Origin of the sequence: Sphingomonas sp. CCH15-F11 (assembly GCF_001557005.1) — a bacterium.
GTDB lineage: Bacteria > Pseudomonadota > Alphaproteobacteria > Sphingomonadales > Sphingomonadaceae > Sphingomonas.
Window position 1 is genome coordinate 1 of record NZ_LSKG01000141.1, and the last position, 14054, is coordinate 14054.

Annotated in this window: 19 protein-coding genes; 5 read left to right on the forward strand and 14 right to left on the reverse strand. The window is 63.7% G+C overall.

The features are described 5' to 3' along the window. The 4 genes from AX709_RS19595 to cobA all read left to right on the forward strand — a co-directional run. Positions 1–716, forward strand: a 716-nt coding sequence (locus AX709_RS19595; RefSeq protein WP_156454278.1) for a serine/threonine-protein kinase, incomplete at its 5' end; no start/stop codon positions are given. A gap of 189 nt (positions 717–905) precedes the next feature. Continuing rightward, the gene (nirB, locus tag AX709_RS19600; protein ID WP_066550225.1) at positions 906–3416 is read left to right on the forward strand and encodes a nitrite reductase large subunit NirB; all 2511 of its coding nucleotides are present in this window, start codon (positions 906–908) and stop codon (positions 3414–3416) included. Then, positions 3413–3802, forward strand: coding sequence for a nitrite reductase small subunit NirD (gene nirD / locus AX709_RS19605; RefSeq protein ID WP_066550229.1), 390 nt, complete (start codon positions 3413–3415; stop codon positions 3800–3802). Before nirB ends, nirD begins: the two co-directional genes overlap by 4 nt. Then, positions 3799–4629: a uroporphyrinogen-III C-methyltransferase gene (cobA, locus tag AX709_RS19610; RefSeq protein ID WP_066550231.1), complete on the forward strand. Its 831-nt coding sequence runs from the start codon at positions 3799–3801 to the stop codon at positions 4627–4629. The genes nirD and cobA overlap by 4 nt, the downstream gene beginning before the upstream one ends. On the opposite strand, the gene AX709_RS19615 is transcribed toward cobA, so the two are convergent. From AX709_RS19615 to chrA, 4 genes are all read right to left on the reverse strand, one after another. Next, positions 4598–5218 carry a methyltransferase domain-containing protein gene (locus AX709_RS19615; protein WP_066550233.1) on the reverse strand — a complete coding sequence of 207 codons (621 nt, stop codon included), beginning with the start codon at positions 5216–5218 and terminating at the stop codon, positions 4598–4600. The genes cobA and AX709_RS19615 overlap by 32 nt on opposite strands. Next, a complete protein-coding gene (locus AX709_RS19620) occupies positions 5215–5721 on the reverse strand; it encodes a hypothetical protein (protein ID WP_155647053.1) in 507 nt (168 codons plus the stop codon). The genes AX709_RS19615 and AX709_RS19620 overlap by 4 nt, the downstream gene beginning before the upstream one ends. A 113-nt stretch (positions 5722–5834) precedes the next feature. Beyond that, positions 5835–6563: a superoxide dismutase gene (locus AX709_RS19625; protein ID WP_066550237.1), complete on the reverse strand. Its 729-nt coding sequence runs from the start codon at positions 6561–6563 to the stop codon at positions 5835–5837. 10 nt (positions 6564–6573) lie between these two features. Beyond that, positions 6574–7893, reverse strand: coding sequence for a chromate efflux transporter (gene chrA / locus AX709_RS19630; RefSeq protein ID WP_066550240.1), 1320 nt, complete (start codon positions 7891–7893; stop codon positions 6574–6576). A 170-nt stretch (positions 7894–8063) separates the two neighbouring features. Here chrA and AX709_RS19635 point away from each other — a divergent pair, with 170 nt between their 5' ends. Then, positions 8064–8483 (forward strand): hypothetical protein, encoded by a 420-nt coding sequence (locus tag AX709_RS19635; RefSeq protein ID WP_156454279.1) that lies wholly within the window; start codon positions 8064–8066, stop codon positions 8481–8483. A gap of 591 nt (positions 8484–9074) precedes the next feature. Here AX709_RS19635 and AX709_RS19640 read toward each other — a convergent pair. The 10 genes from AX709_RS19640 to AX709_RS19685 all read right to left on the reverse strand — a co-directional run bounded on the left by AX709_RS19640 (position 9075) and on the right by AX709_RS19685 (position 14046). Beyond that, positions 9075–9524: a hypothetical protein gene (locus tag AX709_RS19640; RefSeq protein WP_066284737.1), complete on the reverse strand. Its 450-nt coding sequence runs from the start codon at positions 9522–9524 to the stop codon at positions 9075–9077. Positions 9525–9581: 57 nt separating this feature from the next. After that, positions 9582–9710, reverse strand: a complete 129-nt coding sequence (locus AX709_RS19645; RefSeq protein WP_155647659.1) for a ribbon-helix-helix domain-containing protein — start codon at positions 9708–9710, stop codon at positions 9582–9584. A gap of 434 nt (positions 9711–10144) precedes the next feature. After that, the gene (locus AX709_RS19650; protein ID WP_058456876.1) at positions 10145–10480 is read right to left on the reverse strand and encodes a single-stranded DNA-binding protein; all 336 of its coding nucleotides are present in this window, start codon (positions 10478–10480) and stop codon (positions 10145–10147) included. Between the two features lie 476 nt (positions 10481–10956). Further along, positions 10957–11361 (reverse strand): hypothetical protein, encoded by a 405-nt coding sequence (locus tag AX709_RS19655; RefSeq protein ID WP_058456875.1) that lies wholly within the window; start codon positions 11359–11361, stop codon positions 10957–10959. Next, positions 11342–11644, reverse strand: a complete 303-nt coding sequence (locus AX709_RS19660) for a hypothetical protein (protein WP_058456874.1) — start codon at positions 11642–11644, stop codon at positions 11342–11344. The genes AX709_RS19655 and AX709_RS19660 overlap by 20 nt, the downstream gene beginning before the upstream one ends. A gap of 75 nt (positions 11645–11719) precedes the next feature. After that, on the reverse strand, positions 11720–12091 hold the full coding sequence (locus AX709_RS19665; RefSeq protein ID WP_058456873.1) for a hypothetical protein: 372 nt from the start codon (positions 12089–12091) through the stop codon (positions 11720–11722). Beyond that, positions 12085–12600: a hypothetical protein gene (locus tag AX709_RS19670; protein ID WP_058456872.1), complete on the reverse strand. Its 516-nt coding sequence runs from the start codon at positions 12598–12600 to the stop codon at positions 12085–12087. Before AX709_RS19670 ends, AX709_RS19665 begins: the two co-directional genes overlap by 7 nt. A gap of 184 nt (positions 12601–12784) precedes the next feature. After that, positions 12785–13285, reverse strand: coding sequence for a DUF736 domain-containing protein (locus AX709_RS19675; RefSeq protein ID WP_058456871.1), 501 nt, complete (start codon positions 13283–13285; stop codon positions 12785–12787). Positions 13286–13487: 202 nt separating this feature from the next. Then, positions 13488–13835, reverse strand: coding sequence for a hypothetical protein (locus AX709_RS19680; protein WP_058456870.1), 348 nt, complete (start codon positions 13833–13835; stop codon positions 13488–13490). Positions 13836–13908: 73 nt separating this feature from the next. Continuing rightward, positions 13909–14046, reverse strand: coding sequence for a DUF3768 domain-containing protein (locus AX709_RS19685; RefSeq protein WP_155645944.1), 138 nt, complete (start codon positions 14044–14046; stop codon positions 13909–13911). Between the last annotated feature and the right edge of the window lie 8 nt (positions 14047–14054).

A 14054-nucleotide genomic window follows, 5' to 3' on the forward strand; every position in this document is an offset into this window, starting at 1 on the left:
CGCCCCGCACCCGCCCGCGCCGCTACCTCTACGCCATCAGCGGCTATTGCGATGGCATCACGCTGGAACAATGGCAGCGCGATCACCCGCACGCCGATATCGCTGCCGTGCGCGCCATCATTACTCAGGTGGCGCGCGGTCTCTATGCGCTGCACCGGCGGCAGATCATCCACCGCGATCTGCGGCCCGCGAATGTGATGATCGATGGCGATGGCACCGCGATCATCATCGATCTGGGATCGGCCCGGATCGACGGGCTGGCCGAACACGCGCCGCAGGCGGGCGAGGATGCCTTTGCCGGAACCCTGCAATTTTCCGCGCCCGAACTGTATCGCGGCCTGCCGGCCAGCGAGCAGAGCGACCTCTATTCGCTCGCCGCGATGACCTATTATCTGCTGACCGGGCACCTGCCCTATGGCCCGCGTGCGGGCGCGGCTGATACCCTGTCGCGCCAGCGCCGCCTGCGGTATGTGCCGGTGGTGACTTATCGGGATGACGTGCCTGACTGGGTTGACGCCGCGCTTGCCCATGCGCTGCACGTGGAACCGCATCTGCGTTATCAGGAGGTCAGCGCCTTTGTGCATGATCTCAGCGTTCCCAACACCGTGCTGACCCACCCCCAGCCTGCCCCGCTGCTGATGCGCAATCCGGTGGTGCTGTGGCAGGTGGTCAGCGCAGGTCTGGCCGCAGCGCTTGTGATCGCGCTGATGCGCTGATCATGCTGCAATGCAAAAAGGAGGTTGTTAAGCCGATGCGACTCGGGTAGTTTCCAAACCGTCAGCGTTCCAACGGAGGAACGCGCCTGACCTTACTCTCTCCCCAAATCAACGTGGCAATGGCGCCGCCGGTCCCTTGGATGACCTGGCGGCTTTTTTGCGTGCGTTGTCGGCACAGGATCACAGCGCATGAACGCGATTTTTCCCTTCCCCGATACGTCCGGCAGCCGCGAAAAGCTGGTGGTGATCGGCAACGGCATGGCCGGGTGCCGCGCGGTTGAAGAAGTGCTGGCCCGCGCCCCCGGCCGGTTCGATATCACCATCATCGGCGCCGAACCGCGGGTCAATTACAACCGCATCATGCTGTCACCCGTGCTGGCGGGCGAAAAGGCGTTTGACGACATCATCATCAACGGCCCGCAATGGTATGCGGATAACGCCATCGCGCTCATCAGCGGCGATCCGGCAGAGCGGATCGACCGCGAAGCGCGCATGGTCGTCACCCGTTCGGGGCTTGCCCTGCCGTATGACACGCTGCTGATCGCTACCGGCTCTGATCCGTTCATCATCCCGGTGCCGGGGCATGATCTGGCCGGTGTGGTGACGTTCCGGGATCTGGACGATGTCGACCGCATGATCGCCGCTGCTGAGGTGGGCGCGGGTGAAGGCAGCAACGCTGCGGTGGTGATCGGCGGGGGCCTGTTGGGGCTGGAGGCAGCGCACGGGCTGGCCCTGCGCGGAATGCAGGTCACCGTGGTGCACCTGATGCCGACCCTGATGGAGCGCCAGCTGGATGAAGCCGCCGGATGGCTGCTGCGGCAGGAACTGGAACGCCGCGGGCACACCATCCTCACCAGCGCCAACACCAAGGCGATCCTTGGCGCGGCGGGCCGGGTCGCCGGCATCGTGCTGGAAGACGGCACCCGCATCCGCGCCGATCTTGTGGTGATGGCCGCCGGGATCAAGCCTGCGACTGCGCTGGCCAAAAGCGCCGGTCTCGCCTGCGAGCGCGGGATTGTGGTTGATGATCACATGCAAACGTCCGATCCAGCGATCCTTGCGGTGGGTGAATGCGTGCAGCATCGCGGGGCCTGCTACGGCCTCGTCGCGCCGATCTGGGAGATGTGCCGGGCGCTGGCCGATCACCTCACCGGCAGCGGTGGCGGAGGCGGGTATGAAGGCTCCGTCACCTCCACCAAGCTCAAGGTCTCGGGCATCGATGTGTTTTCGGCCGGCGATTTTTCGGGCGGTGAGGGGTGCGAGGATATCGTCATGCGTGACGCCGCGCACGGCATCTACAAGCGCCTTGTTATCCGCGATAACCGCCTGATCGGCGCGGTGCTTTACGGCGATACGGCCGACGGCAACTGGTATTTCGATCTGCTGCGCCGGCAAGAGGATATCGCCGCGATCCGCCAGTCGCTGATCTTCGGGCAGGCCTATGCCGCAGGCGGCGCGGGCGGCGATCCGCATGCTGCCGTGGCTGCGCTCGCCAATGATGCCGAGGTGTGCGGCTGCAACGGCGTGTCCAAGGGCGCCGTCATCTGCGCCATCAACGAAGGCGCGCACAGCGTTGCCGCCGTCAGGTCGACCTGCAAGGCTTCGGCCAGCTGCGGTTCGTGCACCAACATCGTCGAAAGCCTGCTCGCCCTGACCCTGGGCGCCGAGGTTGAGGCCGGGCCGAAAACCCTGTGCGGCTGCACCAGCTTCACCCACGATGATGTGCGCCGCCTGATCGTGGAACGCGAATTGAAGCTGATCCCGCAGGTCATGCAGGAACTGCACTGGAATACGCCCGAAGGCTGCGCATCATGCCGCCCGGCGCTCAATTACTACCTGCTGTGCGCCTGGCCGGGCGAATATGAGGATGACGAAACCAGCCGCTTCGTCAACGAAAGGCTTCACGCCAATATCCAGAAGGACGGCACTTATTCCGTCGTCCCGCGCATGTGGGGCGGCATCACGTCCCCGCGCGAATTGCGGGCGATCGCCGACGTGGTGGAGAAATACAACGCGCCGATGGTCAAGGTTACCGGCGGGCAGCGGCTCGATATCTTTGGTATCAGGAAGGAGGATCTGCCCGCCGTCTGGGCCGATCTCAATGCCGCAGGCATGGTCTCGGGCCATGCCTATGGCAAGGCGCTGCGGACGGTGAAGACCTGCGTGGGCAGCGAATGGTGCCGCTTCGGCACGCAGGATTCCACCGGGCTGGGCGTGAAGATCGAACAGGCCACCTGGGGCAGTTACATGCCGCACAAGTTCAAGATCGCGGTCAGCGGCTGCCCACGCAACTGCGCCGAAGCGACAATCAAGGACTTCGGCATCGTCTGCGTTGACAGCGGCTATGAACTCCACGTCGGCGGCAATGGCGGCATCAAGGTGCGCGTCACCGATCTTCTCTGCAAGGTCGAAACCGAGGTCGAGGCGATGGAGCACTGCCTCGCCTTCATCCAGCTTTACCGCGAAGACGCGCATTACCTTGAACGCACCGCGCCGTGGATTGAACGCAAGGGTCTGGAATGGCTGAAAGCGCAGCTGTTCACTGATCCAGACCGGATCGGCAGGCTCGCCGCGCGGTTCCGGCTTTCGCAGAAATACTGGCAGATCGATCCCTGGGCAGGCCGCGCCGCCGGAGCGCATCACGATCTGCACCAGCACCTTGCCGAAGTCCGCCCGCTTGCTCTGGAGAATGCACGATGAACAGCGATACCGTGGGCCAGTGGCTCGATATTGGCCCCGTTACCCAGATCAAGGCTGGCAGCGCCCGCACTCTGCCGGTGGCAGGGGGCGAGGAAATTGCGGTGTTCCTGACCAGCCGGGGCGAGTATTTCGCGCTGGTCAACAAATGCCCACACAAGCACGGCCCTCTCAGCGAGGGGATGGTGCACGGCGACAGCGTCACCTGCCCGCTGCACAACTGGCGCATCTCGCTGCGCACGGGCGAGGCGCTGGGCGATGATCGCGGCTGCACGCCTACCATCCCGCTGAAGGTCGATGGCGGGCGCCTGTTCCTGCTGCGCGAAGCGGTGCTGGCCCCGCGGCGGCAGGCCGCCGTGGGCGAACGCGCACTGGACACCGCCGCATGATCGCCCCGGGCGAGGTGTGGCTGGTGGGCGCAGGCCCGGGCGATCCCGAATTGCTGACGGTCAAGGCCGCGCGCCTGATCGCTGCTGCCAGCGTGGTGTTCTACGATGCGCTGGTCGGCCCCGGCGTGCTCGATCTGATCCCGCCGCACGTGCGCCGGGTGCCGGTGGGCAAGCGATCCGGCCGCCATTCCAAACCTCAGGAAGCGATTGACGCGCTGCTGGTCGCCGCCGCTTTGGAGGGTGAGCGGGTGGTGCGGCTAAAGGGCGGCGATCCTGCCATCTTCGGGCGCGCAGGAGAGGAGCTCTCCGCCTGCCGCGCCGCTGGCGTGCTGACGCGCATCTGTCCCGGCGTGACCGCCGCCAGCGCGGCTGCCGCCAGCCTTGGCACCTCGCTGACCTTGCGCGGGCTTGCCCGGCGGCTGACCTTCGTCACCGCCCATGCGCGTGGGACCGAACCGCTCGATCTGGACTGGAGCGTGCTGGCCGATCCTGCCGCGACCCTGGCGATCTACATGGGCAAGGCGGCAGCCCCGCTGGTCGCCCGCGAATTGCAGCGCGCTGGCCTTGCCGCCGATACGCCGGTGGCGATGGTCGAAAACGCCAGCCTGCCGGAAGAACGGATCTTCACCACCTGCCTCGAACTGCTGCCGCTCGCCGCAAGGACTGCGCTGGGGGATGGCCCGGCGTTGATTCTGGTGGGAGCCGCGATGTCGCTTGCGCACACAAATGTCGCGCAGGAAGCCCCAGGCGAAGGAGCCGTAGTCTGCGTTCCGGCAGAGCGCCTTGCGACAGGGCCTATTTCTCTCGCCGGAACACGCACCAGCTGAACTTCTGCGCATCGCCCCACGGGGTGACGTGTTCCTCGCGCCAGTTATCGAGCAGCGTGAACGCGCTTCCGAGTGCAGCGGCAAGGCTTGCCGCATCATGGCGCTGCACTGGCAGGCCGCTGCATTTTTCAGGCCCATCGGGCGCGAAGTTGGCGATGATGACGAGTGCATCGGGCGCAGTTCCGGCCAGCAGTGCGCGTCGATAGGCGTCCCGTTGCTCGGGCTCGGTCAGGAAATGGAATACGGCCCGGTCATGCCATACCCCGTAGCGATGCCGCGGGTTCCAGCGGGTTATGTCGCCGACCTCCCAGTGGACGCCCACTGCTGCCTCGCCTAGTCGGGCTTGCGCCGCCTCCAGCGCCGGGGCGGCTATATCGACCACGGTCACATCGCTCCACCCGTTTGCCAGCAAGGCATCGACGAGATTGGAGGCGCCCCCTCCGATGTCGACGAAAGGTGTCGTGTGAGGCACATCAAAGCGTGCAAGCGCGGCGAGCGAAGGGCGCGGTTCGCTCTGGAACCAGCTAACCTCGCTGGGTGCCTTGTCGGAATAGACCCGATCCCAGTGCTGCCGGGGTTCTTCTGTCATCGTGCGCCTTCCTTCATGAGCAATCGGTTTGCTATTTCGCTTGCAGCAACGGCCGCCAGCAGGCCCAGCAGAACCGAGGCGACCATCTGGCTCGACCAGTGTCCTCCGAGCACCACCCGGGCCGCCACTCCGGCAAAGATCAGAGCGAGCGCAAGGGCGCGCAGCCCATTCGCTGACCTGCCCGTTGCTGCCGCAAAGACAACCACTCCGAAGATGCTTCCATAGACGAGCCCGAAGGTGGAGGGCAGCCCGCTCGAACTGCTGGCGCTGGCCACCGCGACCAGATCCGCTGATGGTCGCCGCGCAAAGATAACAGCGCGCAAGCCCTTGTCGAGCAGCCAGGCGAGGCCGAAGGCAAGCGGCACAGAAAGCGCAGAGCGCCAGCCAGCTGCAAGCCATGCCAGCCCTGCCCCGAACCCCATAGTCGCAATCACCATTGGCGGCTTGGCTGTATCGGTGAGCCATTCAGCCCAACGCGGCGCATTACCAAACAGCGATTGCAATCTGCGTGTGGCCCCGACGTCGCCCGGCAATGGCCCCTGAACTGCGAGGCAGGCTCCGCCAACGGCAAGGGTCAGCAAAGCAAGGACCAAGAGCCGATTTGCAGAATGCCCAGTCACACAATCGCCGCCTGATACCGTGCCTCCACCACCTCCCAATCAAGGTTGGCCATGAAGGCATCGACATACTTCGCCGCTGCCGCCCCGTAGTCCATGTGAAAGCTGTGCTCATACATGTCGAGCGCGATCAGCGGCGCGCCGGTGGCTGCACCATGCATGTGATCGAAGGCCCAGTAATTGTGCAGCGACTTGGTGTGGCGGTTGTAGCTGAGGATGCACCAGCCCGATCCGCCCGCCAGTGACATTGCGGTGCGGCGGAATTCGGCTTCCCATGCGGCGAAGCTGCCGAACCAGCCATCGAGCGCCTCGTAGATCGAGCCGCCCGGATTGCCGTTACCGCCCAGCGCATCGAAGTAATATTCGTGCAGCACCACCGATCCGGTGCGGTGCAGTTCCTCGCGCTTCAGCCCGGCATAGGCAACCGGCGGAAAGTCGGGATCGGCCATGGCGGCAGCAAGGCGGGTCTCGATGGTGTTGAGCCCGCGCACTGAGCCCTGATAATTGTTCTCCCAGTGCGAGGTAATCAGCCGCTCGGACAGGCCGGTGAGCTTGGCCGGATTGAACCGCAGCGGCTTCGGCGTGTGCTTGCCGGCAAAGGCAGCGGCACGGGAAGCGGCTGCGGCAGGATCTTGCGCCGAAGCTGCGCTTGCCGTTCCTGCCAGCGCGATGCCCGTGGCCGAAAGGGCTGCTGTGCCGATGGCTTGCCTGCGTGTGATGATGCTCATGTCGTCCTCCTCAGATTGCCAAAACCAGAACCATGCCGCCCAGCGCGGCGGCCATCAGAACCCGCAGCACCGACCATTTCAGCCCGAACACCAGTGCGCAGGCGAGCGCTGCCAGCACGCCTGCGCGCCATTCGAAGCTCGCCGGGTCCGGCCAGTATAACCGCAGCGGACCGAATTGGCGCTGGCCCACCTCAGCAAACAGCACATGCAGCGCAAACCATGCGGTGAGGTTGGCGATGACGCCCACAACCGCCGCCGTCACTGCTGCGAGCCCGCCCTTCAACCGCACAGCGTTACCCAGTCGGTCGATCCACGGCGCGAAGGCAAAGATCCACATGAAGCACGGCGCGAACGTCACCCACGTGGTCAGCCCCGCCCCCAGCAATCCCGCGAGGAAAGGCGAGAACGGTTCCGGCGCACGGAAGGCCGCGAGGTAACCGACGAATTGCGTCACCAAGATCAGCGGCCCCGGCGTGGTTTCCGCAAGGCCAAGCCCATCGGCCATCTCACCGGGACGTAGCCACCCGAAGCCCTGCACCGCTTCCTGCGCCATGTAGGCGAGCACTGCATAAGCCCCGCCAAAGGTGACGATGGCGAGCTGCGAGAAGAATACGCCGATTTCCCACAGCACGTGATCCTGCCCCAGCGTCAGCGCAATCAGCACCATCGGCGCGGCCCAGACCGCTCCCCAAAGGGCAACCGAAATGATCGTGCTGCGCCATGGTCGTTCGGGCAAATCGCCAGCGGGTGCTGTGGGTTTCAGCGCCAACAGGGCAGGGCGCCACGCTGCGACCGCCATTCCAATCACCCCGGAACCCAGCACGATCAGCGGAAATGGCAGATCGAACAGGAAGAGTCCGACAAACGCGGCCACCGCCAGCGCACGCTTCAATCCCGTATCGAGCGCACGTCCGGCAATCCGCAACAAGGCCTGCACCACAATCGCAAGCACTGCTGCCTTTACGCCCAGAAACAGCGCCTCGACCCATGCGAGATTGGCGGCAATGGCATAGAGCACCGACAGCGCCAGAATGATGGCCGCGCCCGGAATGACAAACAGCAGCCCCGCGGCCAGCCCGCCGCGCCATCCATGCAGCCGCCACCCGATCCATGTGGCGAGCTGCTGCGCTTCGGGGCCGGGGAGCAGGTGGCAGAAATTGAGCGCGTGGAGGAAATCCTCCTCGGCCACCCATTTGCGCTCTTCCACCAATTCCCGGTGCATCAGCGCGATCTGCCCCGCAGGTCCGCCAAAGCTGAGCAGGCCGATGCGGGTGAACGCCCGCAGCAGATCGACAAAAGCGACGGAATGGGTGAGAGCCGATGACGCCAAGATGACCTCGCACAAAAGACCTTGCCAACAACGGCAAGGCTACGAGGCAACGCTTGGGCTTTTCTCGGCCTGAACGGGAGGTTGCTTCGCCCCGTCGCCGATGGTTTAGAATGCGGCGCAAGTCTCGGCAAGGTCGAAACGGAAATTCCGCTATCCACCCATCAACCGTCATGAGCGGAGCAGATGCGCGATCCCGAAAGCGGTATGGCGGCTTTGCCTCGCTTCTGGAAAAATCCTGCCGTTCTGCAACCGACCCCATTGTGGTCATAAGCGCCTTCGGCCAGAATGGCGCCATGAACGAGACTGAAATCTTGGAGAAGCTGCGTCGCCTTGAAGTGACTGACAGTCACTTGGAGCGATACTCGCTTGCACTGAAGCTTTCTGATACGAAAGACAAAAGAGTCTTTCAGCCTCTCGTGGAACTAATTCAGCGTCCGGAACTAGTGAACAATCGCGGAACCTTGGTATACTGTCTTCAAAATTACGATTGCTCTACAATAGTCGATTTATTGGTAGAACTCGCTGAATTCGGTAACTTCGAAGTCTCGGCGGGAGCGGAGATTATCTTGGATGAACAGCGCCTCCGTTGACGGCATTCTGATTACCGGAATCCACCCATGAGCGGTCATTTGGCAAGCTCACAACATCGCCGAAAAGCCGACATGGCGAGTGAACCGGCGTCTCTCCGAGACGTCTGCACCGGAAAACGGCTCCCGCAGGAGCCGCGGTCCGACAGGCCTGGTTAGTCGCGCGCCGAGGCGGCGGCATTTGTCGCCGACCGTGCGCGCGGCAAACAGGCCGCGAGCGGCGGGACCGAGAGCTGGCGGGGCTAACGGAAAGGCAAGGCCCGGGCGAAGCCCGAGCCGCTCAAAAAGCCCCGCTCTCTATGGCCGCAGCGCGTAAGCGCGGTGCGCGGCAAATTGCGTCAGCGATCGCCACCCGAAGGGCCGAGACCCCTCAGGGGCTCGGTGAAGCCACGGGCGCACTGAGCCCCGCGAAGATGGGGCCCAAGCGCACGAGGCGGAATAGAGCGCGGTCCCGGCCAGAGGTCGGGAGACGTCACCGGCTGCTTATCACATCGGAGCACAGGTAGGCGTGAACCAAGGTCTGCTTCTATGACAGCGGGCTTCCGTATCCGGTGGGAGATAACTCAATCACTCCGCCTTCCAGAGCGTCAATTCCTAGCCAGAGGTCCGTCGTGCCGCTGCGGCCTCCTCATCTGAGGGACGCTTTTCGCCAGCATCTATGCGCGCCTTGGCAGCTTCCCAGATGGCGGGTATTTCAGCGAATGCCGCTTCGCCTGCTTCCCAGTAGTATTGAAAGAATGCCTGGATCAGCGGCAGCCGGACCGAGTAAAGGTCATCGGTTGCAAAGCCAATGTCGAACCGGATTATGGGCGCGAATGGGTAGCTTCGGTTGGTGGGTTCGATTTCGGGGTTGGTCGTGAAGGCGAGCGACTTCTCGATGACCTTCGCTCGCAAGGCCTCATAGATCGGTTCAATGCCCTCGTCCCATTCAACGTCTTCGACAGCCTCGGTCAGGATTCGGCGTGTTTCGTGCCGTGAGGTCCAAGCCGTCTCGGGAAGGCGGCGGATGATCGCTATAATCGCTCGACGCTGTGCCGCTATCACGGTTTGCGAGAAGTCGCGCCAGTCGTCCCAGATGGCGTCGTCGTCGTAGACGTCGTTTTAGGCTGACCTGAAATAATCTGCGAGCGCTTGTCGGACGATTTCGGATTGATCTACCCGCTGGGACTGGGCCGCAGCCTTCAGATGGTGCTCGAGCTGTTCATCGAGAGCTACCTCAAAGAGTGCCATTGCATCATGCTCCTCAGTTGCAATGTGCGGGATTATTGCGCTTTTTTGTTTCAGCGCAATGCGTCGTGTTGTTCGGTCCACGCACCTTGGCGATCAGGTCGACTGTGCATTCACCCAGCACGCTTGACAGCTCGTGTTCTTATAATGTTCTAACGCAGCCATGAGCAGCAAACGTCTCGACACCCTCGCCGATCTGGTTCGCCACGGCCTCAACGCGCAGGTAGAATGTCTCGGATGCCACCGCGTTGTGATCGTGCCAGCGGCCACGCTCCGAGACCGATGCTTTGCCAAATCCATCCCGATGAAGCTGGAGATCGTCGCGCGGCATTTGCGCTGCAGTTGCGGTCACCGCGGGACGAAGCTGGACGCCACCGGTGTCCAGCTGTCGCCCCCCTGAAAGGGCTCGGGCGACGCCTGCGCGCCGCCCCTCCCGGTCAGAGAAACTCGACGTTCTCGGCGATGATCTCGCAGCCATAGCGGTCATTGCCTTCGGCGTCCTGCCAGCGCGAGTAGTGGATGCGGCCCGTCACGGCGAGTTGGTCACCCTTGGCCTTGTGCTGGCGCAGCGGGAGCCCGAGGCCATTGAAGACGGTGACCTTGTGGAATTCTGCATCCTTGACCGGGTAGCCGGTTCCCGGATCCTTCTGGACCTTGCCGTCGCGGATGACCGGACGCTCGGTCACGAGGATCAGTTCGGTGATGCGGGTGTCGCTGCGGTCGCGGGCAACGGGATCCTTGGCGAGACGGCCGACGAGGTTGACGATGTTCATTGCATGAGCCTCCTTGGTGCCGACGGCTCGTCCGCCGGTGCCCTTATCGAGCCTCGGCGAGAGAGCTGGGACACCGCGCGCTGCGGCGCGCGGGAAACCTCAGAAAGCGAGATGGTGCGGGCAGCCCGGCTTGCCGGGCAACACGGCTCGCATTTCTGCAGGTTGGCCCTAAGCTCGACCAGAGAGGCAGGGGCACTGGGCGGCGGACGTGCTGTTGGCACAGGAGCTTATCGCACGCCTGGACATCGACCTCGCCGCGTCTCGGCTCGCAGGAGCTTGCTGTCGACGGTGATGATCGCAGGATCGATCGCCCGTCCTCACCGATTTTAGGGAGCGAATAGACTCTTTGTGGCTGTCGTCCGGAAGACCCGATTTTGGCTACCTGGGGTGCCGATCCCCGAAGTTGCCGCCATACTGGCCTTGATGCGGGGTCAGACATGGCTCCAAGGGGGCTGCCTGTCTCTGCGTTGCGGCAATCAATCGCGATCGACGGCAGCGGCGCCCCAGGCTGCGATGGCATCGATGGTCTTTGCCGTGAACCGCGGTGGGAGTCGTCCGGCAATGTACCCGGGCTGCTTCATCAGGGGTCTGATGTCGAACCCGGGCCAGGTGAACCGGTTGAATTCCGAAACGACAATGGCGCTGCCCGGAGCGAGCCCGGCTGCGCGTGCGATCTCATCGGGGATTGCGACAGCGTTCTTGCGCCCCTCGCCCTTGGTCGTGATCGCCGCGACCAGGTAGCGTGACCCTTCCACACCAACGACGACGACAAAGCGTTCCTTGACGCCTTCGTCGCGGCCCCGTCTCTGCTCTTCCTCGAAGAGATAGACGTATCGGAGGATATGGCCTGCGGCGGGGCGGTCAGTCTTCCCAGCGGTCATTGGCGAGTTCACTGGCCGAAGGCCGTGCATTAGCGAAAGCCTTGCGATCGGCTTCGGTCATGTCGGACGAAGCGACAGCTTCGATATTCATGTGGCCGGCGATCACACCGCGTGCTGCCTGTTCAAGATGGCGGAAATATTCGCTATCTGCGATGACATGTCGCTCGCGCCCATGGCTGGTGAGGACGACCGGCTGTTTGGTTGCGAGATCAAGGAACTCGCCGGTGTTGTTGTGAAACCGGGTCAGGGGAATCCTGGGGTGCTCATTCGCCGTCGCTGGCATGGTGGTATCTCCTCTTGGCACCAAAATAGCAATTATTGCCAAAATAGCAAGATTTCTGTGGCGACGCTTGCCGCGCTAGCCGTCCACCTCTGCCGCCAGCAGCTCAGGCAACAAGGGGACGAGGCCCGCATCAATCGCAAAGCCCAGTGTCCGTGCGAGGCGGCAGGCTCGCGCGATTGACCCGTCTGGAACATCTAGCGCCGTTTCAATGTGCCCAAGGGTTTCACCAGCGCATGGCTCACAGACCGCGTGAAGCTTGCCCGGCTCTGCGGTGATAGCAAACGGCCAGGTCATCGCGACACCGACAACCCTCTCATCGAGGATGAGCAGCGTATCCCCAGCAGCAATAGTCTCGTCGGTCTGCACGGCGTCGTAGGCATTGCCCGTCGAGGCGAAGGCATGGATTCGCCAGGCGCTGAAGGCGAAGCGCTCGCTGTCGGTCAGCATGGCACGGCCCCTTCGGAAAAGGCGCGCTGTGCCGCTTCCGGAAAGGCTGCGGTGAGGTTGCGATGGATCGGCCCGGAGGATTCTGGAAAGAATGCCCCGGTGGTGCTCGGCCGTGTGATCCGCAGCGCGCTTGCGACGGCATCCACGACGAAACTCACAAGCTGATCGCTGGCCGTCAGCTTGCTAAATTCAGGCGGTGCGAACCCGGCCTGATGCCAGAAGGCGATGCCGATCTCGAGGGTCTCGAGATAGCTGGCATGGCTGCCATCGTCCTGGTCGTCGTCGATGCGCGCCTCGACCGTCCGGTAGGTTCCGAAGTCATGGGCGTTGGCCTTGATCCGCAAGGTGATGCCGGCAGGCGGGAAGCCAGCTACCGCGATCAGCGCAGCCCTGTAGAGCATGGCTTCGGCAGTATTCACGAGGTCGAAGTTTAGGGTGTGGCCGATCTGCGCGCAGTCTTCGTTCCACGGAGCCCCGCCAAGATCGAGAGTCCAGTTTGTCTGTGCCATTCAAGCCTCCTTTGCTCGAACGGCACCTCCCCCTTCCCTCTTGTGGGCCGAGTTCCTTCAGCAGTTCTGCCAAGCCCGACAGCAGCGGGCAAAAGAAAAGGCCCGCCCGCGACAAATGCGCGGACGGGCCTTCCCGATGTGACCGGCGCGGGTCGCGGCACCGGTCACGGGGGGCTTGTCCCGGTCAGGCGTCGACGCTCACGCGCGTCTTGCCCTTGGGTGCCGGAGCGGTGCTTTCGCCCAGACCGTCGCCGGTGGCAGCGGCGCTGTCAACGCTGCGGTCGCTGGCCGGTTCGTCGCCGGTGGCGGTGAGCGGCGGCAGGGCGCCTTCGCTCTCGCTGCCGAAGCCGTCGAGCGACGCCTTGGGCTTCGAACGCCGCCAGGCGACATTGAAGCTGCCGTCGTTCTGCTGGAACATGGCGACCGGGATCGGCGCCGAGAGGCTGGGATCGTCGATCTGGCCCGACAGGAAGCATTCACCGGTCTCGTTCGACGAGTATTCCCACAGCGCGCCGATCTTGACCCAGCTGCGGCGGTCCGCCGAGAGCGCCATAAGGTCGAACTTGGGTGCGCGCTCATTGCTGGATTCGAAGGCCCGCAGAGCAACCGTTGCGCTGAAGGTCAGGGTGGTGATGCGGCCGATGTGAACGCCTTCTGCGTTGGCCTTGAGGGTGCCGATGTTCATGTCACATTCTCCTGATGCTGTCCGAACCCCTTGTCCGGAACACCTTCTCCCATCCCCCCTCTCCTCCGGGCCCGTGGCCCGGCCCGTGCGCCAGCCACCGCAGGCGCGCGTCATCCTGTCCAGCCCAGAGGGCTGAGGAGCCTCGATGTGTGGTTTGGAGATGAACCGGCCCTGCTTCGAGCCATGCGCGGTCCGTGCCGACCTAAGCTTCCGGCTCGGTGTCCTTGATCTGGCTGACACGCGCCATGAAAGCCTTGGCTTCGAGCTGATTGGGTCCGTCGCGCGTGGCGAGGCATGCCATCCTGTCGATCTCTAGCTGTGCGGCAAGACTTGCCTCGATCTGGCAGTAGGGTTCGAGTACGCGGATTGCGTCAACCGCGCGGGGCAGCTCGCCGAAGGCAGTGCCGACCCACACGAGTTCGGTCTCCTCCCCGTCCTCGTCAGGCGCGCTCAGAACCTGCGCAAAGTATGTCTGCAAGGGGCGGTCCCAGCCAACATAGGCACTTGCCGCCGCAACCCCGTCACGAAGCGGTACTTTGTGTCTGCTCATGCGCTTTTTACCTCCCCATCAGGTTTTGGGCGGCTGCCGGGTGACGCAGCGATATGCCTGTCCCTCACAATGATCAGTAGTCCGCAGGCCGCATCAGCGTGACGACGCGCCGTGTCATCGCTGGATTGGCCGGATCCTCTGACCCGAACGCCAGTTCGGTGTCGTAATAGATCCTATGCAGGCCGGATCGGCTATGCCGTTGTTCCGTCAAACCCCACG